The sequence below is a fragment of the Muribacter muris genome, from assembly GCF_004569585.1.
Lineage (GTDB): Bacteria > Pseudomonadota > Gammaproteobacteria > Enterobacterales > Pasteurellaceae > Muribacter > Muribacter muris.
This window is the reverse complement of sequence record NZ_SPPA01000030.1, coordinates 1-21,652: the sequence shown is the minus strand read 5'-3', so window position 1 is coordinate 21,652 and position 21,652 is coordinate 1. Positions and strand designations below refer to the sequence as shown.

At 33.7% G+C, this 21,652-nt stretch carries 26 protein-coding genes and 1 pseudogene; 11 read left to right on the top strand and 16 right to left on the bottom strand.

Annotation, left to right across the window (positions count from 1 at the left end; translation table 11 throughout):
- Positions 1 to 486: 486 nt before the first annotated feature.
- The 7 genes from E4T80_RS11235 (at position 487) to E4T80_RS11205 (ending at position 5,937) form a co-directional block, all read left to right on the top strand.
- Positions 487 to 681 (top strand): type II toxin-antitoxin system RelB/DinJ family antitoxin, encoded by a 195-nt coding sequence (locus E4T80_RS11235; protein WP_135058446.1) that lies wholly within the window; start codon positions 487 to 489, stop codon positions 679 to 681.
- 117 nt (positions 682 to 798) lie between these two features.
- The gene (locus E4T80_RS11230; RefSeq protein ID WP_135058444.1) at positions 799 to 1,395 is read left to right on the top strand and encodes a GNAT family N-acetyltransferase; all 597 of its coding nucleotides are present in this window, start codon (positions 799 to 801) and stop codon (positions 1,393 to 1,395) included.
- Between the two features lie 20 nt (positions 1,396 to 1,415).
- On the top strand, positions 1,416 to 2,339 hold the full coding sequence (locus E4T80_RS11225; RefSeq protein WP_135058442.1) for a ThiF family adenylyltransferase: 924 nt from the start codon (positions 1,416 to 1,418) through the stop codon (positions 2,337 to 2,339).
- Positions 2,332 to 3,474 (top strand): pectin acetylesterase-family hydrolase, encoded by a 1,143-nt coding sequence (locus tag E4T80_RS11220; RefSeq protein ID WP_135058440.1) that lies wholly within the window; start codon positions 2,332 to 2,334, stop codon positions 3,472 to 3,474. The genes E4T80_RS11225 and E4T80_RS11220 overlap by 8 nt, the downstream gene beginning before the upstream one ends.
- A complete protein-coding gene (locus E4T80_RS11215; protein ID WP_167740729.1) occupies positions 3,464 to 4,330 on the top strand; it encodes a class I SAM-dependent methyltransferase in 867 nt (288 codons plus the stop codon). Before E4T80_RS11220 ends, E4T80_RS11215 begins: the two co-directional genes overlap by 11 nt.
- A gap of 51 nt (positions 4,331 to 4,381) precedes the next feature.
- Positions 4,382 to 5,161 (top strand): isocitrate lyase/PEP mutase family protein, encoded by a 780-nt coding sequence (locus E4T80_RS11210; protein ID WP_135058436.1) that lies wholly within the window; start codon positions 4,382 to 4,384, stop codon positions 5,159 to 5,161.
- The gene (locus E4T80_RS11205) at positions 5,161 to 5,937 is read left to right on the top strand and encodes a methylated-DNA--[protein]-cysteine S-methyltransferase (RefSeq protein WP_135058434.1); all 777 of its coding nucleotides are present in this window, start codon (positions 5,161 to 5,163) and stop codon (positions 5,935 to 5,937) included. Before E4T80_RS11210 ends, E4T80_RS11205 begins: the two co-directional genes overlap by 1 nt.
- 3 nt (positions 5,938 to 5,940) lie before the next feature.
- On the opposite strand, the gene E4T80_RS11200 is transcribed toward E4T80_RS11205, so the two are convergent.
- The 13 genes and pseudogenes from E4T80_RS11200 to ssb all read right to left on the bottom strand — a co-directional run.
- Positions 5,941 to 6,612, bottom strand: a complete 672-nt coding sequence (locus tag E4T80_RS11200) for a Fic/DOC family protein (protein WP_135058432.1) — start codon at positions 6,610 to 6,612, stop codon at positions 5,941 to 5,943.
- Positions 6,593 to 6,772, bottom strand: a complete 180-nt coding sequence (locus E4T80_RS11195; RefSeq protein WP_135058430.1) for an antitoxin VbhA family protein — start codon at positions 6,770 to 6,772, stop codon at positions 6,593 to 6,595. The genes E4T80_RS11200 and E4T80_RS11195 overlap by 20 nt, the downstream gene beginning before the upstream one ends.
- 48 nt (positions 6,773 to 6,820) lie before the next feature.
- On the bottom strand, positions 6,821 to 7,069 hold the full coding sequence (locus tag E4T80_RS11190; protein WP_135058428.1) for a hypothetical protein: 249 nt from the start codon (positions 7,067 to 7,069) through the stop codon (positions 6,821 to 6,823).
- 69 nt (positions 7,070 to 7,138) lie between these two features.
- Positions 7,139 to 7,369 (bottom strand): hypothetical protein, encoded by a 231-nt coding sequence (locus E4T80_RS11185; RefSeq protein ID WP_135058426.1) that lies wholly within the window; start codon positions 7,367 to 7,369, stop codon positions 7,139 to 7,141.
- A complete protein-coding gene (gene parA / locus E4T80_RS11180) occupies positions 7,356 to 8,048 on the bottom strand; it encodes a ParA family partition ATPase (RefSeq protein ID WP_228064809.1) in 693 nt (230 codons plus the stop codon). Before parA ends, E4T80_RS11185 begins: the two co-directional genes overlap by 14 nt.
- Before the next feature lie 163 nt (positions 8,049 to 8,211).
- Positions 8,212 to 8,862: a TrbM/KikA/MpfK family conjugal transfer protein gene (locus E4T80_RS11175; protein ID WP_135058424.1), complete on the bottom strand. Its 651-nt coding sequence runs from the start codon at positions 8,860 to 8,862 to the stop codon at positions 8,212 to 8,214.
- The gene (locus E4T80_RS11170; protein WP_135058422.1) at positions 8,849 to 9,280 is read right to left on the bottom strand and encodes a cag pathogenicity island Cag12 family protein; all 432 of its coding nucleotides are present in this window, start codon (positions 9,278 to 9,280) and stop codon (positions 8,849 to 8,851) included. The genes E4T80_RS11175 and E4T80_RS11170 overlap by 14 nt, the downstream gene beginning before the upstream one ends.
- A 28-nt stretch (positions 9,281 to 9,308) precedes the next feature.
- The gene (locus E4T80_RS11165; RefSeq protein ID WP_228064810.1) at positions 9,309 to 11,063 is read right to left on the bottom strand and encodes a type IV secretory system conjugative DNA transfer family protein; all 1,755 of its coding nucleotides are present in this window, start codon (positions 11,061 to 11,063) and stop codon (positions 9,309 to 9,311) included.
- Entirely contained in the window at positions 11,056 to 12,096 is a 1,041-nt protein-coding gene (gene virB11, locus E4T80_RS11160; protein WP_135058420.1) for a P-type DNA transfer ATPase VirB11, read from the bottom strand. The genes E4T80_RS11165 and virB11 overlap by 8 nt, the downstream gene beginning before the upstream one ends.
- Positions 12,097 to 13,212, bottom strand: coding sequence for a type IV secretion system protein VirB10 (virB10, locus tag E4T80_RS11155; protein ID WP_135058418.1), 1,116 nt, complete (start codon positions 13,210 to 13,212; stop codon positions 12,097 to 12,099). It abuts the gene before it with no gap.
- Positions 13,213 to 14,085 carry a P-type conjugative transfer protein VirB9 gene (gene virB9, locus E4T80_RS11150; RefSeq protein WP_135058416.1) on the bottom strand — a complete coding sequence of 291 codons (873 nt, stop codon included), beginning with the start codon at positions 14,083 to 14,085 and terminating at the stop codon, positions 13,213 to 13,215.
- 1 nt (position 14,086) lies between these two features.
- On the bottom strand, positions 14,087 to 14,755 hold the full coding sequence (locus E4T80_RS11145; RefSeq protein ID WP_135058414.1) for a virB8 family protein: 669 nt from the start codon (positions 14,753 to 14,755) through the stop codon (positions 14,087 to 14,089).
- A gap of 400 nt (positions 14,756 to 15,155) precedes the next feature.
- Positions 15,156 to 15,338 (bottom strand): annotated as a pseudogene (gene ssb, locus E4T80_RS11140) (single-stranded DNA-binding protein); the annotation flags it as partial.
- 165 nt (positions 15,339 to 15,503) lie between these two features.
- Here ssb and E4T80_RS11135 point away from each other — a divergent pair.
- Complete coding sequence (locus E4T80_RS11135) at positions 15,504 to 16,082, top strand: recombinase family protein (RefSeq protein WP_135058412.1); 579 nt, start codon at positions 15,504 to 15,506, stop codon at positions 16,080 to 16,082.
- Between the two features lie 35 nt (positions 16,083 to 16,117).
- Here E4T80_RS11135 and mobP1 read toward each other — a convergent pair whose 3' ends face one another.
- Together mobP1 and ddp1 are read right to left on the bottom strand one after the other, a co-directional pair.
- On the bottom strand, positions 16,118 to 17,233 hold the full coding sequence (gene mobP1, locus E4T80_RS11130) for a MobP1 family relaxase (protein WP_135058410.1): 1,116 nt from the start codon (positions 17,231 to 17,233) through the stop codon (positions 16,118 to 16,120).
- Positions 17,203 to 17,748, bottom strand: coding sequence for a DNA distortion polypeptide 1 (gene ddp1 / locus E4T80_RS11125; RefSeq protein ID WP_135058408.1), 546 nt, complete (start codon positions 17,746 to 17,748; stop codon positions 17,203 to 17,205). Before ddp1 ends, mobP1 begins: the two co-directional genes overlap by 31 nt.
- Positions 17,749 to 18,255: 507 nt before the next feature.
- Here ddp1 and E4T80_RS11120 point away from each other — a divergent pair.
- The 3 genes from E4T80_RS11120 to E4T80_RS11115 are packed head-to-tail and all read left to right on the top strand — an operon-like array spanning position 18,256 to position 19,707.
- Positions 18,256 to 18,465: a hypothetical protein gene (locus E4T80_RS11120; RefSeq protein WP_135058406.1), complete on the top strand. Its 210-nt coding sequence runs from the start codon at positions 18,256 to 18,258 to the stop codon at positions 18,463 to 18,465.
- A gap of 5 nt (positions 18,466 to 18,470) precedes the next feature.
- On the top strand, positions 18,471 to 18,635 hold the full coding sequence (locus E4T80_RS12845; RefSeq protein ID WP_167740728.1) for a hypothetical protein: 165 nt from the start codon (positions 18,471 to 18,473) through the stop codon (positions 18,633 to 18,635).
- Positions 18,613 to 19,707 carry a zincin-like metallopeptidase domain-containing protein gene (locus E4T80_RS11115; RefSeq protein ID WP_135058404.1) on the top strand — a complete coding sequence of 365 codons (1,095 nt, stop codon included), beginning with the start codon at positions 18,613 to 18,615 and terminating at the stop codon, positions 19,705 to 19,707. Before E4T80_RS12845 ends, E4T80_RS11115 begins: the two co-directional genes overlap by 23 nt.
- A gap of 665 nt (positions 19,708 to 20,372) precedes the next feature.
- On the opposite strand, the gene E4T80_RS11110 is transcribed toward E4T80_RS11115, so the two are convergent.
- Positions 20,373 to 21,395, bottom strand: coding sequence for a RepA family replication protein (locus tag E4T80_RS11110; protein ID WP_233437173.1), 1,023 nt, complete (start codon positions 21,393 to 21,395; stop codon positions 20,373 to 20,375).
- Between the last annotated feature and the right edge of the window lie 257 nt (positions 21,396 to 21,652).

Genomic DNA, 21,652 nt, shown 5'->3' with positions numbered 1-21,652 from the left:
TGTGTTTAATATGGCTTGGTGGCTACTAAACACTTCTGAAAAAGCACTCTTGCAGGGGTGCTTTTTCTCTTTCTAAATCGGTTCATTTCTATTGAGCTATCAGCTCACCCACGAACTTTACAACAACTCGCCCATAGGATCAAGAAAGATCTACGTTTTCTATTAAATATCTACTTATTCACTGTATAAGTAGGCGGTATTCCTCTCCGAAATTTTATCCTCCGGCTCAAGGGTTTCGTCAAGGGTTCACTTTGCCGTGCAAGCACGCCCTTGACTAAACCACGCCTACGGAAAAATGTTCTACAAGGAATATCGCCTTACTCTTGGCAAGTACCAAGAAAAATTTACTGATTATTCTCCATAGGATCTGATTAAACATAAAAATGTGATACTGTTCACAAATTTAACATTTTCTGCCTATATTTTGTGTAAATTTTATTGAAAATAGTCATACTAAGCATAGTATATTTCTTGAGAGGTCAAATTATGGTCAGTCAAACCTATGTAAAAGCCAATATCGAGCCTAGATTAAAAGAACAAGCTAACTTAGCAGTTCAAAAACTTGGATTATCTATGAGTGATGTTATACGGCTTGTTTTGATGTATATAGTAGAAAAAGGTGAGCTTCCTGTACCAATTAAAGCATATCAACAAACTATACAAAAAGATATTGGAAAATAATTTTTGTATGATTTTTTAGAAAACCTGATAATCAACCACAAAAACTGATCGGTTTTTGGAATTGCCATAGATATGAGCATATTAACTTAGTATCTAAATATCTTAAAGAAATATTTTATGAAAAATATAGTTTTCTCGTTATGTAAAAACAACCAAAGGAAAGAGGTGTATCGTTTGTGGTATCAAATATACTTTGAGGAAATGAGAAGAAATCAAGATTACGCAAATCATACAACAAAAGAAATCATTGATAATTTAGAGAAACTATCAACTATCATCATTGCAGAAAATGAAAAAAAGGAAATAATTGGTACGTCTAGAATTCATATTTATCCTGACTCCAAAAATGAAATTAAATACTATGAAAATCTATATCAGCTAGATAAATTTCTAAAGAGAGATGATGAAAAATTAGCTATCGTTACTAGATATATGGTACAAAAAAATTACAGATCAAAGGGATTAGGATTTTATTTAGCCTTAGCTGTTGTAAATTTTTGTATAAAAAATAATATTCGATGGATTATTATGGATTGTAGTCCTAATTTATATAGATATTTTGAAAAACTAGGATTTTCTGAGCATCTAGGCGTTTCATTTCATAGAGAATATGGAGAAGTAAAAATTATGAAGTTTGATACTTTACAAAAACCAGAGGTAGTTTTAAATAATCAAATAAATCAAAATAAAATTAATTCATTATCATCTTTCTAAATCTAGAAATGGAGTAAAATATGAAAACTATCCTATTAAGAGGTTCTAAAAACGAACCAAACTATAAAGAGCGTATTAGCCGAACTGAAATTTTCTTAGGTGCAAATGAGAGAGAATGGAAAGAGGCACAGGATATTATTTCTAATGCTACTATTGGTATTGCTGGTTGCGGTGGAATTGGTGGGGCAATGGCTCTTCGTCTAGCTAGATTTGGTGTTAAAAAACTAAAACTTGCTGATCCAGATAATTTTGATTGGTCTAATATAAATAGACAATATGGTGCAAGTAAAGATACCATTGGACAGAATAAAGCTGAGGTTGTTGGAAATCTAGTATATAATCTTGCTGGTGATATTGATATAGAAATTTATAAAGATGGAATTACAGTAGAGAATGCTGAAAATTTTGTAGATGGTTGTGATTTAATTTTAGATCAATTAGATTTTTATGTTATCAAAGAAAAATTTGCTTTACATAAAGCTTTTAGAAAAAGCCAATCAACAAAATTAATTCTTGCTTGTTCTGTAGTAGGCTGGGCTGCTCATTTATATAAATTTGAAAAAGATAGTATGTTTATTGAAGATTGGTATGGTATTGACGAAAATGCTAATATCACTCCAGAAATTACGGATAAATTAATTAGATTATGGTCTCCTAAACTTCCACATTTCCCAAAATATGAAAAAATTACTCAGTGGATTGAAGCTAAAAAAGCTGTGCCTATTTTTACAGGAGCACCACCTTTAGCGGAGGGTATTTTAATTCAAAGAGTTATATTATCTTTAATTGATAAAGAGTTCCCTCCTTACGGCAAGTGGCTACCTCCAATTCCTCAAATGTATATTTTTGAGGCAGGAAATCTAAATGGGGAATTAGTTACTTCAGACGGGACATTTAAAAATAAAAAAGAATTAGAAATTATTTGGGGGGAAAATAATGATTAAAAAACTATTTTTTGTATTTTTATCATTTTTTTCTATTGGATTTGCTAATGCTGAATGGGAAACTATTATTTCCCATTCAGAAAATCAAAAATGTGCCGATGGTACTCCTTATGAGTTTTCATATAAAAAAGGCAATGATAATTTACTAATATTTTTCAATGGAGGGGGAGCTTGTTGGGATTTTCATTCTTGTAATAGCATAAAGAAAGGAAAATACCCAATTAATACATATGAAGAAAGTGCCATGTTGCCTTATAATAAACCAACCTATTGGCAAGGTATGTTGGATTTGAACAACCCAAATAACTTTTCAAAAGATTGGACTATTTTAAATTTACCTTATTGTACTGCCGATTTATTTATAGGAAATAAAAAAACAACATATTCTTTTAAAGGTGAAAAAGTTAAAGTTTTTCACTATGGAAAAAATAACATTGACTATGCTATTGATTGGGTTAAAAAAAATGATAATAGAACATTTAACAATAAGTTAATAATAGGATCTAGTTCTGGTGGTTATGGTGCTATACTAAACTTTGAGTATATTCATCAAAAAATAAAAAGTAAAAATACCTTTGTATTTTTTGATGCTGCAGATGGAGTAGTTTCTAAATATTTTGAGAAACAAATTTTTTCTAAAAAAGATAATTGGGGTTACAAAGAAAAAGGCAAACATATTAATAATTATTTAATTAAAAAATATAATAGTATCATATCAAATAATAAAGATATAATATTTGGTTCGTATACAACATCCAGTGACATTATGCAAATATTGTTTCTAAATATAATGAATAATCATCACAGGAATTGGTTAAATATATCTGACAAATCAATTAAAGAATGGAAACAAAAATCTAAAATAAATCAACTTTTGTTATTAAAAAATAATAATTATTTCTTGTATATGGATAATGATTGCATCCATTCTGGTTTAAGATATAATGACAGTTTTTATTCATCAAACAATAAATTAATCCCACTAAGCAATTGGTTTAATGATTTTATTTCTAAAAACACTTATTCAATAGGATTGGATTTCTTATTTAAAGAATATAATTTTGATGAAAAAGAAAGGAATAGATGTATTTTTAGAGCCGTTAATTCTGTTCAGAGAGATAGTTATGAAAAATAAAGCACCAACTAGACAGCATTCTGATTTTATAGAAAGTGCAAGCGTTACAGCTTTAATGCGGGCATTATTATCAGAGAAAGATAATTCAAACCCTGATTACTTGGCAAAATATTTTGTATCTCCAAACTGGCAACATTTTTTGGTAAATATAAATAAATCAATAGAAGATTTATTAGTTAGAGTTCCTGGCTGTATGCACTATCATTTGGTTAGAACAAAACAATTTGATGAAAGCTTATTACATTGGATAAAAAATAATAACTCAGGTCAGATAATAATCTTAGGCTCAGGGTTAGATAGTAGAAGTATAAGATTTTATGATCATCTTCATAATTTTAAGGTATATGAATTAGATTTAAAATCTATGCTTGAATATAAAGAAAAAGTCATTTTAGAAAAAATAAATAAAAAACATAAAAGCATTTTTATTCCAATAAATTTTGGTACAGAAAATTTACTAGATATATTAAAACAAAATTCAATTCCAAAACACTCTCCTACCTTTATATTATGGGAAGGTGTTAGTTATTTTTTAAATAAAGAAACTGTTGTTGATTTATTTAATAATATTAAAAATTATTTTATTAAAGATTGTACAATAGTCTTTGATTATGCCTATAAGCAATATATTGATGGAAACCTAAATTTTTTTGGAGCAACTGAATTAAATAGGGAGCTAAAAAATATAGGTGAACCGCATATTTTTGGCATAGATCCTGATAACATATTAACATTTGCTAAGGAATTAAATTGGAATTTAATCAATAATTATAAAGCTATTGATTTAGAGAAAAAATTCTTAGATAATAGCCTAAGAGTACACGGATTTCACGGTATAGCTGAATTTAGAAACTGATATCAAGCACTTCAACAAAGCAATTCCTTTATTATTTTAGCGAGGATTTTTATGAAACATCTTATTAAAGAAAATGATTGCCTTATAATTGGCAATGTTTGGGATAGCTTATCAGCTATTGTTCACGAACAAGCTGGGTTTAAAGCCCTAGGTACAACAAGCTGGGGAATTTGTAACACTTTTGGTTATCAAGACGGACAGAAAATCTCCTTTGATGATTTAAAAGGCGTAGTAGCACAAATTTTAAAAGTTATTAATATTCCTTTATCTGTAGATGTTGAAAAAGGGTATGCCAACAATCACAAAGATATAGTTAAAAACATTTTAACATTAGCTAAGATGGGCTGTTCTGGTGTAAATTTAGAGGATAGCCTTATAAGTGGAGAAGGCTTACAAGATATAGATAATTTCTGTAAACTTGTTAAAGAAATAAAAAAAGAGCTATTGGAAAATGGTTTTGATGACTTCTATTTAAATATCAGAACTGATACCTACCTAATCCTAAAAAATCCATTAGATGAAACAATTAAGCGATCTATTGCTTATCAAAATGCCGGAGCAGATGGAATATTTGTCCCTTGTTTGCAACAAGTCAATGATATTAAAGCTATATTGAATAATATCACTATTCCACTTAACGTAATGTCATTACCAAATTTAACTGATATTGAAGAATTGAGAAAACTGGGAATTCAGCGTTTTAGCTATGGAAATGCAATGAGCGATCACATCATTACTGAAATTGAAAAGGCAACTAAAACAATCATTGCTCATAGATGTACTAGTCACCTCTATGATCACCCTCAATTAGAAACTAATTTTAAATCATAATGAAATTATCTAAAAATAATCATAATTTGGGCGTTATATCATTAGATAGTACGCTCAAATTATTATCAAATATTACTGATAAAAACAGCTATTTTTATTGGTTGAATCATCAAGAATATCCACCTAAATCCTATTTGGAACACCCTATTAAATCAGAAAAAGAACTACAAGAATATAAAAATTACTTTAAAAGAAATTTTGATTTGTCGTTAGGTGCCTATATTCGAATAAAAAGAATTTTTTTCATTCTAAATAATACTAAAAACCAAGCTAAAAATGAGCTTTTTTATTCTTTTTTAGATACTCCAATTGGAGAGATGGTAGCTATTTTTACCCTAAAAGGGCTTTGTTTGTTGGAGTTTTTAGATCGAAAAATGCTAGAAACTGAATTAAAAGAAATTATAAAAAAACGCCATTCAAATTTAATTAATCAAAAAACAGAATACTTTTTTGAATTAGAACAGCAATTAACTGAGTATTTCTCGGGGAAAAGAGAGGAATTTGACATTCCTTTGGATTTCATTGGTACTGATTTTCAAATATCAGTTTGGCAATATTTATTGAATATCCCTTTTGGGAAAACTGTTTCCTATTCACAACAAGCTAAGCAGATGAATATACCAAACTCTACAAGAGCAGTTGCTTCAGCTAATGGGAAGAATAAAATTTCTATTCTTGTTCCTTGTCATAGGGTGCTTAGACAAGATCATAGTTTAGGTGGCTATGGAGGAGGTATTGCTAGGAAAAAATATTTAATAGAGCTTGAAACATTCTAAATCTTACCTTTCAATTTCTTTTACTGAAATTTCTTTTGATTTAGACAATAACTCCTTTTTGGCTTTCCTATATAAATCTACGGGAGACCTCTCAGCTTTGCTTAACCCATTACTAATAATCTGCTCTAATGGCTTGTAGTTCAATCTATGAGCCTGTATTGAGGCTTCTATCATTTGCTCTTGAGTGATATTCTTGAAATTTAATTCATACCCGGCTTCCTTAGCGAGTTGAGCTATAAATACCCTTTGCGTTCTACCGTTCCCCTCTCTAAAGGGGTGAATTGCGTTAATTTCCCCCATATAATAGGCTAATCTCCCGGCGATTTTTTCCGGCTCCGTATTTTTCAGAAATTGCTCTTTTTTTAATTGGGTAAAAAGTTTGTCTGCCTCCGGGACAATACGATAACCCATCATAAAATCTTGCTCCCCTTTTTGTAGGTAGCCATCTCTTACTTTACCTGCCCAAGAATAAATATCACCGAATAGATGTTTGTGTATAGCTTTAAGATGAGCTAGATTGAACTTTCCCTTAATCGGGCTATTTTCTAATTCGATAGCCCTCATATAGGAAAAGGTACGTTCAACCCGATCTAACTCATTTTGGTCTTTAATGCCTTTCTTATTAAGCAATACGCCGTTTTCATCAGTGAATGGATCAGATCCCGTGTATTTCATAGACTTTCTCCCGAAACTCTTGATAACTGATTATTCCGTCTATCCATTCTTGAGAGAGTGCTAAAACATCTTCATCCATATCCAACCCCTCAAGGCGATTATTATCTAGTGCAAATTGCACAGCTTTTTGGCGTTGATTGCGTTCTTCTTGAGAAATCATAATATCTCCTTAGATATATTTATATAATAATACAAATATATATTTGTATTATTGATCTTTAATATATTTCACTTTATAAATCAAAGTGAGTTTTCTTTCTTCGAGGTAATCTGGGTGTATGTTCTGTTGATATAAAACGGCACCAAAACCTATTTTATTCAGTTTAGGAAGAAAAAATGAACCCACAAAAACTTTGCTTGTAGTGGGTTGAACATCAACAATTTTATTATCCTTATCCACAATAAGACGTAATAAATCTTGTCCTTTATCCTCTAAAAAAACGGTGTAACCATTCATAAATTTCTCCTCTATAAAATACTATTACTTTGCACTTTTGTATTTTTATACATAACTATAAATATATATTTATATCAATCCCTTTTGTTCTAAATCAGATCTTATGAGCTCATTCACATATTGTTTAAAGCTCATATCATTTAACATCGCATACTGTTTAGCCGCCTTATACACCTCTGAATTTAAGTAGATAGATGTTTGTTGTTCATTGGAAGATAAATCAGATTTAAGGGTCGGCATTGCCTTTTTTTCAATACCCCCTAGCGATAATGATCCTTTCGTTAATTTAGGCTTGCTCATTTGGTACTCCTAACATTTTTAAAATTTCATCAGTAATTTGTGTAATTTCTTCTTTGGCTTCTTTCGATTGCCCCTCAAAAACAGTACGCCCATCACTTAGCACTTCTGCATAACTCACTCTAAGCCCTGTGCTTTGAGAAAGTAACGGTATATCAAAGTTTTCATCAATAAACTGTAAAACCTCCTTAGTTAAATTGGTTTGCTTATTTGTCTGGCTAAGCACTAATCCCGCTTTTAATCGTTCATCAATCTGCATTCGGGTTTGTACAAGCTCAATACTATCTTTGCAAGCCCATATATCAAATTGTGAGGGCTTTAATGGAATTAGAATAAAGTTAGAAAGGCGTATAGCGTCAGCCATACTTTTTTCTATTCTTGGAGCACCATCAATCACTGCAAAATCGGCTACTTTTTCTAATTGCTTAATCTCTTTTTCAGATACGCCCTTATCGCACCCATACACCGGAAAAAATTCCTCTGAAGATATAGCCCCCCATTCTCTTGCGGAAGCCTGCGGATCAGTATCAATAAGTACAACATTATACCCTTTCAACTGTAAACAACGAGCAATGTTAATAGATATGGTACTTTTCCCACTTCCCCCTTTCTGACTAAGTACAGAAATAACTTTCATCGTAACCTCGCAAACTAGATAGATATTCATCACGATAGCTAACATAGCTATCCCCTACACAACCAATCATACAACATACAAAAATACAAATCTACAAAAATATAAAAATATTTTTATACAAATATGTTTTTATAGATGGTGCCTAGAGAGGGGTATAAAAAACCCGGATAAATACCCGGGTTATAGATACATTTATATAAACATATAATTATTGGTTTACCCAACAAGTCTTGTTAATCGGCTCATAATGATAAATAGGCTGTTCATAGGCATTATCACCTCTACCGACCTGTTTATAACCTGTAATCGTTGCAACACTTCCTCTTTGCCAACTTGTGCTATCATACCAATCACTTGAACAGATATTTTTCGGTTTTTTCCAATCTGTGTATTCGTGTTTATAGATATTTGCACAAAACGCCGGGAGTTTGTTTAATACTCGATAATAGGTGCGGTAAGCATAACTATCATCATCTTTTACTCGTATTCTTTTCCGTTCAATTTGCTGATTTAGCGTATTTACATCGCAACCGTGAGCTTGTTCGGCGTAAGCATACGTTAAAGTAGCAAGTTTCATATCATTACTAGCAGTTTCATCAGGACATAGTTTCAAAAAATTTTTGCGTTTCTGAATGGTTTTATGCCATTTTTTAGCTTTAATCTTAAAATACTTACGAATTGGATCACGACATTCAGCGACCTTATATCCCTCTGATGAAGCCATACACAAAATAACGGTACAAGCCAGTTCCGCCTCTGCACTAAGTCCTTTATTAACCGGCGATAAATCTAAACCGGCAAATGATGAGACACTAATACTACTCGCTAATATCGCAACAGCAATTTTACTCTTGTTCATTTTCCTGCTCCCTTGTAAAAGTAATATTTACAGTATTTTTAGGCAATCCTAAGTAATGTTCATTGATTTTCCCATCAACGCCATTCGCTTTTAGCCAATATCGATAATTTGATGTTCTATCCGGTAGTCCGTAAATATTGATAACATCAGCGTGCTGTGCAAAATAGAAAAATCTTATTTTTTCCTGCTCCGCAATATAATCATCTCTATTGAGGTTAATGTATGATTGTTTCCAATTTTTACCGTTATGATCCCCCTTATTTAGTGATATATTTCCTACTTTAGTCTGACTATATATATCATTAAAATAAGCTGTCGGAGCGGACATATCGATTGATACGGGCTTAGGCGGGATACCGCAACCGCTCAAGAAACAAACACAACTCACTATGCTTGTTATTACTGACTTTGTAACCATTTATCCCCCTTGTTATGCACAGATATTGTTAATTAATTTTTTTAGCTGATAGTTCACCACTAAACATCGCTTCTTCCAACTGGGCTTTCGTTGGCAATTTCTTACCTAGATTTTTCAATCTCGGCGAAACCGATTTCAACTTATCAATAAAATAAGGGTCGTTATAATAAATTGCCTTATCGCACATAATCGGCTTGCTGTTATTCATTACAATGACCTCTTTAGTTTCGCCAATGAGCTTAAATTCCTGTGGATAGAGCAACGGGCGAGCCGTATCGCTAATCCCCCGGCTATTTGAATTTTTACTCTTATTTCGGCTAATTTTATCTACGGTCATATTGCCTAACACTTTGGAATATTCTTCGGCGTCTTTTTGCTCACTCGGTGCATATAAGATTTTGCACCAAATATTACCTAATAAATTTTCTGCACCTTGAATACCGTATCCCTCTGGCTTATCGGCTCTAAGCTGCGATTGCGTTTGGTAAATAAGCAACAGTCTTAGCCCATACCCGGCGATATAAGCAACGGATTTGTTAATAATGCTCAACATACCCATTGCAGTAAATTCATCTAGTAATAACAACGGTTGATATTTTAAGGCGGGGTTATTATCCGGTAGCTCGTCTGTATTTGTTACAATAACCATATTAAAGAACAGATTGGCTATTTGAGGGGCAATAAGAAGATCTCTTGGCGAGATGTGAAAATAAATTGTCATCTTCTCCCGGCGAAGTTTCCGGAGATCAAAATCACTACGTGATGTCGCTCTTTCAACAATATCATTTTGAAAAGTCATCAAAGGCGTTGTAAACGTACTATCAATACCGGATTTAGTTTTTGATGAAGAACAGGCTGAGAAGTACACGTTTAACTTATCAATGGTTGCCGGGTGAGCAATATTTGCCTGAATACATAATTTAGCGTGTTCTTCAAAAGTTACTCGCTGAATTTCGCCGTTCTCGTCAGCTTCACCATCAAAACCACTTTGTAAACGTAATAAATTTGCATAAGTAAAGTCCCAGTCTGTCAAATGTTTTAGTTTCATATCCCACAACAAAAAAGCAACCGCTATAAATAAATTCTGAGCCTGCTCACTCCAGAAATCTTTATCCGGTATGCCGACAAGCGGATATAATCCCATCGCCTGACTTTTGAGATCTAACTCGGCTCTCGCTCTATCTGACATATCCACATAATCTAGCGGATTAAAACAATCTGTATTCCGTTCAAATGGTGCAAATCGATAGACTTTTTGTCCCAATATGTTTTGGCGATATTTACTGGTAAGCCGATAACATTCATCTTTAATATCTTGTACGACTGCTGATTGTTCCCACTCAAGCAAATTAGGGATAACGATACCGATACCCTTTCCACCCCGTGTTGGAGCGGCTAAGGAAACAAATTGAGAACCAATAAAACGTAATAATTTCCCCCCGGTTTTTCCGACAATAATTCCGCCCTCTTTGGCTAAAAGTCCCATTTTTTGAATTTCAGCCATAGTCGCAAATTTAGCGTCTCCATATAACGAGGCTTTTTTATGTTGAACGAGGTACATTACACCTACAATAATTATGCTTACGCAAAAACCTATGCTAAAGGCTTCTAATACTTTGGGATAACCGTTAATCAGTGCTTCTAACGGTAGTAGGGCATAATAACGAGATAACGCCACCTTTAGCTTTATACCATTTAACAAGAATAGGGCTAACCCAGAGCTAAAATAGGTTATCAGCAACATTACAACTAAGATAAAAGCGATCTTCATTTTTTCACGCATTGTCCACTCCCAATTTACGCATTGGATCAAAGTAAATTTCGGTAATATGGCGACCGTGTTCCGGCGTTTTCGTCACGTGAACAATAATATCGATAGTTTGTACCAGTAATCTTAGAATGACATCATAGGGTAGCGTTCTTCCTTGCTCATTCTGTAAGGTCATCATAATTAAACGTTCCCACGTTTCTTTGACGGATCCAGTATGGCAAGAGGTAATAGATCCTTTATGACCGGAAGAAACCACGTTGATAAAATCATAGGTTTCTCCACTTCTTAATTCTGCAAGCAAAATTCTGTCCGGCTTCATACGTAAACAAGATTTTAATAAGCTGGTTGCCGTAATAATATCGTTATGTTTCGCTTCACTCGGATAGAAAAGATGAACATAATTTTTATGGTTACGCATTGCCAATTCCGGCGTATCTTGTATCGTTACTAAACGTTCATCTAAGGCAATGTAATCTATTAAGGCTTTCATCAAGGTTGTTTTACCTGACCCTGTTTCTCCAGCGATAACGATATTTTTTCCAACTCGCACCGCTTTTTTCAGAAAGTCATCATATTTTCCCTGCTCATATAATGTCAGTAATTCTCTATCTACTTCTGATAGTTGCTTGGTTTGCTTAATAACACGATTAAAAAAGCCATCTTTCACATAATCATCAAGTGAAAAAAAGGTCTGGCTCGGCTTTCTGATAGTAATACTAATAGTGTCTTTTTCAGTCGCCGGAGGCATTACAACCTGAACACGTTCACCAGAGGGAAGTACACTTGATAAAATCGGTTTCGTTTCGTGGATAATATCTGAGTTATAAGTAGCAAGGGCATTAGCAAAGCGGAAACAACTATCATAGGTAATTTGCTCCGCCCTTACATATTCCCAACAACTGTTTTTTTCAATAAAAATCTCATTAGGTCTATTTACCGCAACTTCTGTTACACCGTCTATTGTCAAATATTCACCAAATAAAGATTGTGTTTCGTGCAATATAGAAATATTTCTTCCGGTTAAATTGAGGTTTGGAGCGTTCATCTACTTTCTCCGTAATTTATATACACTTGAGAAATCAATATCTCTTGCTACGAATACACCGACAAGATCACCGTGATTTTTATATAGAGTAGGCGGAATATTTATCATATTTTCAACTGCTGTTTGTGCCATCTGTTGAGTAGCCTCTCTTGATGACTCCGTATAGTCATAACCTGATCGTCTATCTTGGCGATAGGCTAAATAACCGGCGGTATCATCAATCAAACTAAGTAATATCGCTCCTCCGAAACGTTGCCAAAAATGTGTATCAGTCCAACCCTGAATACCTGTGCCGCCTAGTTCATCAGTAGCACCGGAATCAATATTGATAACCACATTTTTAGGTGTTCTAATCTCACTCCAAATTACAAAAATGCGATCTTCACTTTGTTTAAGTTGACCGCTACGAAATTCGCCAAAAATCTCTGAACCACGTTCTATAAGTAATACATTGCCATTCGCACTATATACATCGTGAGCTACGATACAGCCTATATTTCCGGCAATCGTTGAAACAACTTTTGTTCGTAACGAACATTGAATGAATGTTCCTTTTTTGAGTAATAAATTAGCGTTGTAGGGCGATTTTTGTGCTTTTCGAGCAGAATACGCCGTAGATTGGAAAATATCACCATCGCTATGAGTAAGCTGTTTATCAGAGATAACTTGTCCGTTTTCTATTTGTTCAGTTTCCGGTAAAGTATTGCTTTCTCCTGATGACGTAACCGATGATCGCTCAATCATCAACTTACTTTTTGACTTAATCAATTTAGGCGGGGTGGGATGCGTTTCCGTATTTTCCTCACTTGAGAATACTGCAGGAACTGACGGCTGTGTTTCCGTTGATAAAATTTCCGGAGACGGTTCTTGAGGTTCGGCAAAATCACGAGATTTTACTTTAAATGTTGGGGCTTCCTTGACGGCTTGCTCCTCTTCTTTTTTGGCATTCAGTTTATAGAAATTGTTTACTGTAAAGATAATGGGGATAAGAGCTAAAGCAAACAAAACAAAGGCTAATTTTTTATTACGTTGTCGCTGATTATTTACCTTGCTCACTTCCGGTTTATGATCCGTATTTAATTCTGTTGTGCTTTTTTCAGGTTGATCTTTATTCATTTATTCCCCCCCTACAACATCACGAGTTATTTCATTTGAGATAGTGGTATTATAAGGAGCTGGATTTTTGCCATAGCTACCGTTAAAAATACCTACAACTTTGTCGCCACTACGTAGCACTATTTTTTCTGCAGTTTTCTGAATAACCAAAACTTGATAACGCCCATTTTCTCTGACGTGTGTATTCAATAGGCTTTCTTGTTTCCCCTCTAACAAAAAGGCAGCGGGAAACGTTTTATCTCTAGCAAAGCCTAAATACGTAAATAAACCGTCATCATAGGCATAATCTGGGGCTATCGTCTCACTACCTTTACGTACTTTCATTGAAAAATCCCAGTTTCTCGGCGTTTGAATTTTCTGTAATGCACTTTCTATCTGCTCTTTTTCGGCATTTTCTTTCGCTTGTGCCGCTTTTTTCTGTGCATTTCGCCGTTCTTCTTGTGGATAGCGAAAATTAACTTGATAGCTCGCTTTTTTTAAATCCTCAACAAGAATAAGATCGAAGACATAATTACGTTTGTTTGTCATTACCAAAAAGTTTGTATCCCACTCTTTTAATTTTGGCTCAAAAATAGCCTTATTCCCCTCCTCTCCCTCTACTTCTAATGCCACAGGTTTAACGTAGATAACATTCGCCGTATCTTTAAATTCCCACCCATCAGAAAAACCACTTGCCATATCAAGTATTCGTTCATCATTATCAAATAAGATTGCGGTCGCAAAACCGTCTTTAACTTTGATTTCGGTAACATCAAGAGCATTGTAGGTTTGTGTCTGCATACGGCTGTCATAACGGGATTTAACCGGAGCAGAAGCGGCGTAAATACCTTGAGAAAGCAGACTGATGATAATAGCTAGGCTTATTTTTCGCATATTAAATCTCCTTGTCTTTACGGTAACTGGTAACAACAAAACCTAACGGATTATCAAGACGGTAGCCCTCTAACATATCTATTTCCGGGTGATATTCATACGATAAGGTAACAACAAAGGTCTCTGCCGATTTTGTATTATGTGTAAACATTGTTTTTACCGCTCTAAAACGGATAGTCGCCGTTTTATTTTTCTCACTTTCACCAAGCACAATCGAGATAATTTCCGGTACTAATTTTCCTTGATTAGTTAGCGTTTTATCCTTTGAATTAGGTAAATCCAATTCATCGTCATAACCAACTTTTACCGCTTCATCACTCATTAACTGGACTAAAGCATAGTCCTGTTTATTGGTTTCGTAGATATACCCCTCACGAGATCGAACATAGCGAGCCACAAAATATTTATCTATGGCTTCGTCTGTTTCTAAAGTTTCTTCATTTAATGCCGTTACAATATCCGGCACGCCTGCGGCATCTACTCGAATAACATACGGCTCAACGGTTTTTAATGGAAAAAGGAAGAAAACAGAAAGGCAAAGTAACAGCGTAATCGCCGTCATTATCCACGTAACTAACCACGCTCTTTTATTTGATTTTTCCAGTAAATAGGTTTTTGTCGCTTCAAAATCTTGACTTTGTTCGATTAATTTCTCAGTAGCACTACTCATTATTTGTCTCCTGAATATGAGTTGATTTATTAATTGGCTCTAATTTTGTTCCGGCTAAGTCGCTCGGCCACGTAGTAGCCGAGCAACCAGCCAACAAAATTAAGCAAGAAAAGCATAAAATTAATGGAGAAAAGTAACGCATAAAGCCCTCTTTTTAGTTTATTTTTTAATCAAAAATCTGATTTCAGCGTGTAAAAATCTCTACGGCTGAACCGCATTATTAAAAAATGATGTCAATTATTTTGTCGGCGGTAGTATTTTCCTGTTTCGTCCGCCTTGATTTCGTATCAAATTGATAAGATTACGCCCTGCTCGCCCGGTGATTTGCCCTAAACGTTCCGAATAGTTTTGTTTATGAGGTAATTCTTTGGGATTTTGAGTATTCAAACCTTGCCCTATACCTCGACCAGTAAACAACCCTATGCCATTCAGTTACTTCCTTTCTTTCTCCTGTCTGTTTATCCGTCCAAGACTCGCTAGTTGCAACACTAATATTAGCAACCGCCTCACCGTTCGGCATTGTTCTTAATTCCGGTTCATTGCCTAGTCTGCCGACCAAAATTACTTTGTTCACACCTGCCATTTCTAGCTCCTTAAAATTCCAAAAACCGATCAGTTTTTGGAGTTTTTTTTATACGTCCTTAAAGCAAGTAAATTCATTCCAAAAAATAATACTTTTATTATTTTTGGAAAATTATTTGGAATAGGTATATGATAAGTTATTTAAACAAGAGTAGGAGAAAAGAATATGCTTGTAGGCTATGCCCGGGTATCAAAAAAAGAACAAGATTATGAAATGCAGATTAACGAGCTACAAAAATACGGCTGTGAACGTATCTTTAGCGAAAAAATCAGCGGTGCCTCGGATAGCCGCAAGGAGTTAAACAAAGCAATAGAATTTTTGCGAGAAGGAGATACCTTAGTCATTTGGAAACTAGATCGTCTAGGGCGGAGTGTTCCTCAATTATGTAGTTGTATTGAAATTTTAAAGCAGAAAAAAGTCAATATTATTAGTCTTACCGATAATATTGATACAAGTAATATGATGGGTGAGCTATTTTTTCATCTAAGTGCCGTATTCGCTCAATTAGAACGTAATATGATTATAGAGAGAACAAAAGCAGGTATCCAATTTGCCAAAGAGAAAGGCATAAAATGTGGCAGACCTATTAAAATGAATAAGGATAATATAGAACTAATAGAAGAATTACTAAAAGCAGGTTGGACTGTCAATAAAATATCAGACCGAGTAAATATATCAAAATCTAGTATATACTCTTATTTTCCGAGTAATGTCATCTGTATGCTTAGAGGTCAAAATGGATAAACCACTAAAAACCGTACTTGGTACGGTTTTTTTCCTTATCGTTCCCGGTCATTATCTTTCTCTGGCGATGTTTTTTGCTTCATATCGAACAATTTCTTTTTCAACGCATTGTAATTAAATTTCTCCGCATTATCATTCTTAGTCGATTTTTCCGTAGAAAGTGTCTCTGGTTTAACTTGAGATATAGCCCTCTCAACAACAGAAAGAGACCAATGATTTTTATTAACAATCGCTTTTTGTTGAACATCTATATGTTTATCACGGTATGTAAGGATAACCTCTTTTTTTTCAACTCTATCTATCTTAACGATCACTTTATCACCAATTTTAATAGCATTATCTTTTATAGTTTTTTCTAAATCTTTTCCCCATAGTACAATTTCTTTTTTATATTGATTTTTATATTTAATAAAATAGCTACTCGAATTTTTTTCTGAAAATTGATAATTTGCTTTTCCAAAATCAACGATTTCTACTGCCATAGAAGGTAACTTGTTCACCATTTTTTTAAAAGGTGTAGCCTTAGCTTCGACTGATAAAGAACGTAAATAATGAGCAAATTTATTTCTCATTTGCTGCAAATCATATAAATTCAAATTGAGGCGATTATTCAATTCATCAGCAACTTTTAAAACAACGTGGCAATGTGGATTATCTGTGTCTCCGTGATAAGCCAAAGAATACATATGATCTGGATATAATTTTTTTAACGTTGCGTGTACTGATTTTTTCAATTTTTCTTCAGAAACATCTTTATGACTACGCATTGAAAAAACCATATTAACAGTTTGGCTAATCTCTCTTTTTAACTCTCCCTTTCGTTTAATTTTAATGCCATTATCACGAAAATTATCACGCAAATTACGAACATCTTCTTTACCAAAATAGGTTAATCCCTGTTCATCTTCAATAGGTATATCACCATTTCTTGAAATGTAATCTAGGTGATTTTTTAATGATTTTAGGTTTTTACTTTTACTAGTAATTTTAATCATTACTTCATTAGAATTTTGTTTTGATTGCCTATTCGATGAATGATAATCAAAAACAGTATTTTTCCTAAAGTTACGATTTCCAATATTAACTAAACTAGAATTTTTATTTTTACTAACTCTTTTAGCTAACCATTCTTTGTCGATACGAACGCCCATCTATCTACCGATTTACTAATAATCGCCTCTAATTTTTTATCTACTAAATCAATCTTACATAAGACATCTTCAAGGAAAGGTTGCAAGTTTTTTTGCTTAATATCATTTGATGTTTTTTTTGCTATGTGGTTTATGTTACGCCCAATTTGATTTAGTGCCGTTTTTAGTGAGGTGAGTTCTCGTAATTCATCATCAAATAATTTAGGTTCTTTTGATAATGTTGAAAGTACTCTAAAGATGACTTCATCACTAAAAGAATGACCGTGAAACTTTGAAAAAAGTTTTAGAGCTTCTATCTCTGATAGAGTAAATGCAACTTTCATATATTTTTTTTCAAGTTCCCTTTTAGGTAAAATCTCGTCAAATGATGGTTCAATTTCGTTAAAGACAGATGATAAAGCAACTGAAATAATTTGACTGGAATTTACACCAGTTTCCATTTCTAAGAGAGACAATTTCTCTCTCAAACTGCTATCTATATAAGAGACTACTCTTACTTTATCTTTTCCAATCATAACCCTACATACTAAAATTTAATGTTTGAAAAGTGGCACACTTTCGGGCATTTATTGCTATCCTGCATTAGTCCATAAAAAATCATAGATTGATTGCCGAAGTGAAAATTTTTATTAGGCATACGATACCATTTTTAACCCTGATGGTTAAGAAAAAATTTGACTAAATAAACACCTTGATTTGTATTAAATTTTTGCTATGCTAGGGTAATAAACCGATTATTATCGGTAGCTCGATGTATTCATTTTTTGTTTTTTTCCACAAGAACGGTGAGTGGTGTTTCATCTTTTTCCGCCTCCAAAAGCGGGAAAAGATGAAATATCCCGAACAGCCCACGTAAGGGGGCGAAGTGACTGTGGTAAAAAACAAAAAATAGCCTTTAAGTGTGGGTAAATTCGGTGTAAAACTTAGAATAAGTTTTGCACAATTTATCCACACGGTCGCATAGCGATAAAGGCGTTCCGCCCCAAAATTTTTATCATTTATTACATAAATTGGAGTTAAAGATGACAAATAGCAAGATTGAAAAATTAAAAGCTCAATTACAGGCTGAAATTGAAAAGGAGGAAGCCAGAAAACAAAAAATTGCAGTGAAATTCTTGAAAGTGATTGAAGAGAAAATCAATAGTGATACAAACTTCAAAAACTTACTATCTAGCCATCTATCCGATTTGACAGAGAAAGAAAAACAATTATTTAATTTCATATTTGGATAAGAAAAATGAAAAATAAAACGACATTAACTCAATCAGAAATCAAACAACTAAATCAAGATTTAGCTGATGATGGAATTATCTATGATCTAAATATTAACAACATAGATATACTCTCATTTGATAACGAACTTATAGAGGTTAAGGAAAATGGAGAAGAAAAGCGTTCATAGCCAATATGAAGAAAAACTTGTAGAAACATTGAAAAATGCCATTCTTAATAGTAATGAAAAATGGGAAAAGGGTTGGAATACATTTGATCTCTCCCCTAAAAATGGAAATACCGATAGGGAATACACCGGAATAAATGAACTGAAATTACTCTTTTCACCTTATACTGATAATCGTTGGTTTACGTTCAAACAAATCCAAGCATTGGGAGGAAAAGTTAAGAAAGGCGAAAAAGGTACATTAGTTCAATTTTACACAAATAAAGTTGAAAAAGTTCTGAAAGATGAAAAGGGTAATCCAATATTAGATGAAAAAGGAAATAAGCAAAAAGAGATAAAAAAACTCGACAACTATATAGCTAAATATTATATAGTGTTCAACGCAGAACAAACGACAGGGCTTCCCGCATTTTCTCCTCCTACCATAACTGATGAAGATCGTAAAAAGAGAGACATTTACAATATAGAAAGAATTGAATTTCTAGTAAAAAAACTGAATATCACAGTAGAAGAAAAACTTAGTAATAGTGCTTTCTATAATTTTCAAAACGACCTTATCGTTATGCCTGATAAAGCTCAATTTAAGAGCAGACAAGAATATTACGGCACACTTCTTCACGAAGTATCTCACGCAACATCTCACCCTACACGCTTAAATCGTCCTATTACAGGCGACCTTTCATCTAAAGCCTATGCAAAAGAGGAATTAGTCGCCGAAATTTCCTCAATGTTGTTATCACGTAAGTATAAAATTGCGGTACAAAATACAAAAAGAGAGATTTCTGACGATAAGAACTCCATAGCTTATTTAAAATCTTGGATAGAAGCCGGAAGATTAACCGATGATGATCTTAAGGAAGCGGTAAAAGGAGCGATAAAGATTTCAAATTATATTTCACTTAAAGATAAAGAGCTGGAGCAATCTCCGGCGAAAGAAAATATACAAGCATTTTCAGAAGTTCAAAATATGAAATCCTCTTCTCAAGCTATAACCTACAATCAATTAAAAAAGAACTTGATAAGTTCTAAATCTCTTTCACGTGATAAAAATATTACGATTGAGCCGGAAAAATAGCTATAAATATATTTTTATATAAAAATGTGTTTATATAAAACCTCATACAAACTTATACACATACCCACAATCGCTTTACGCCCTCTTATGAGGGCTACTCGATAAGAGCTCCTTGCCCTTTTTTGAGGGGGCAATCCGCTTTTACTCGTTCGTTCGTGTGGATATGTGCATAAGTTCGATAACGTCAAAGGGCTTTAGCCTTTATTAAGGGGTAACTGTCTGCAAAACCATTAAGAATTTGCGTTGATTGTCAAGGTTTGGCGTAGCCAACCCGTAGGGCTTGACCTTGACAAGCATTTAAGCAAATTTCTTAAAATGGTTGCTGACAGTTACCTATTTATTCTGATTAAAGCTCATATTTGCCCCCGCTTTGCGGGGGTTGTATCTTTGAAAAATCGAAGATTTTTCCGTTCCTTTTTTTTATTTATAAAAAATATTTACATAGTAACGTTAGTGCCGAAATTAAGGGCGAATTTAAGTATTTGTTATACAAAAGAACCCCACAAATTAATCCACAAAGCAGAAAATAAAGCTCATAATCCATCAATGGTAAAGTTTAAAAGGAGATAACCCTCAGATAGCAGATTAAAAATCTGTCGGTTTTGACTGGTATTTATGAATTTGTTAAAGAAAAGGCGTAGAAATACCTTTCCTATGTAAGAAAATTAATGTAATTCGTTAGAATACTGCTGCATTAAAGCCGCTTTATAGAGCCTGTTATTGAGAGCTTTTTCCCTTGCTTTCTGCCTTACAAGCTCTCTATCCCATAGCCTTTTCCTTAGTTTTTCAACTTCATCAGGCGAATTACAATCGCTGAACGACCGGAAACAAGGTTTAAACACGTCTCTTTCTATGTCTAATTCAAGGTAGTTATTAGGCTTACGTTGAGCAACAAATTGAATAATCCGCTCACCAAGTAAATCTTTCCGGCGTTTAATCAAAAGGTTTCTAAGTGAATGATGGCGTTTAATATCAGCCACGCCCTTTTGTTCCATTTTATCTAGGTGCTTTTGATAATTTTTAAAGGTCTTTTCAAGCTGATTATTGACAAATTGGTACTTATGAAATTTAAGTAAAACCTCTCTCAGTTGTTTTTCTGTAATTCCAAACATTAGAAAAAATTCAACATTCAGCCAAATCCGCATTGGTTTTTGCTTTTGCCCTTGCTTGTCATATTCTCTTAAAACTGTGATAAGCTCGGCTTCTTCAAGCATTTCAATAGCATTTAAGACCGTATCATAACGCACCCGGTATTTATTACTCACGCTATCGTAAGAGGTATAGGCTTGATTACACATTTTTGCAATATGCTCTACATTTGCCCGGACTTCAAATAATAGCTCACTACTTGGAGCAAAATCACAATAAGCAACCAAAGTAGGGATAAGTACATCTAAAGTTTCCCGGCGTTCCCGGCGGATAGCTTCACGTTCACCTTTGGCAAGACGTAAAGCATTAAGATAGGTATTTTTGAGTAAGTCGTGCGTTTCACAGCGTTGTAGAAAAAACCACGTGGTATATGAAAACTCTTTGCTTTGATAATTCTGACGAAAGAAAGGCGTAAGATTTCTATGTTTTTTCTTACCTGCTTTCTCATAAATTTTTGCGGTTCTTTGGGACTTGAACCCAAATACCCGGTTGATTTTTTGACGTTTTTTAATGGTTTGACTTTTCATCGCTACTAACACTTATCTTAGTAGCCATAGAAAACACAGTAAGGAAATTCAGAATGGTGTAAAAACTATTTGCAATCTTCAAAGAATATAGTACAATCATCCCGAATTTAATAGTTAAGGGCAGCTAATCTTTAACTATAACTGTGTTTAATATGGCTTGGTGGCTACTAAACACTTCTGAAAAAGCACTCTTGCAGGGGTGCTTTTTCTCTTTCTAAATCGGTTCATTTCTATTGAGCTATCAGCTCACCCACGAACTTTACAACAAC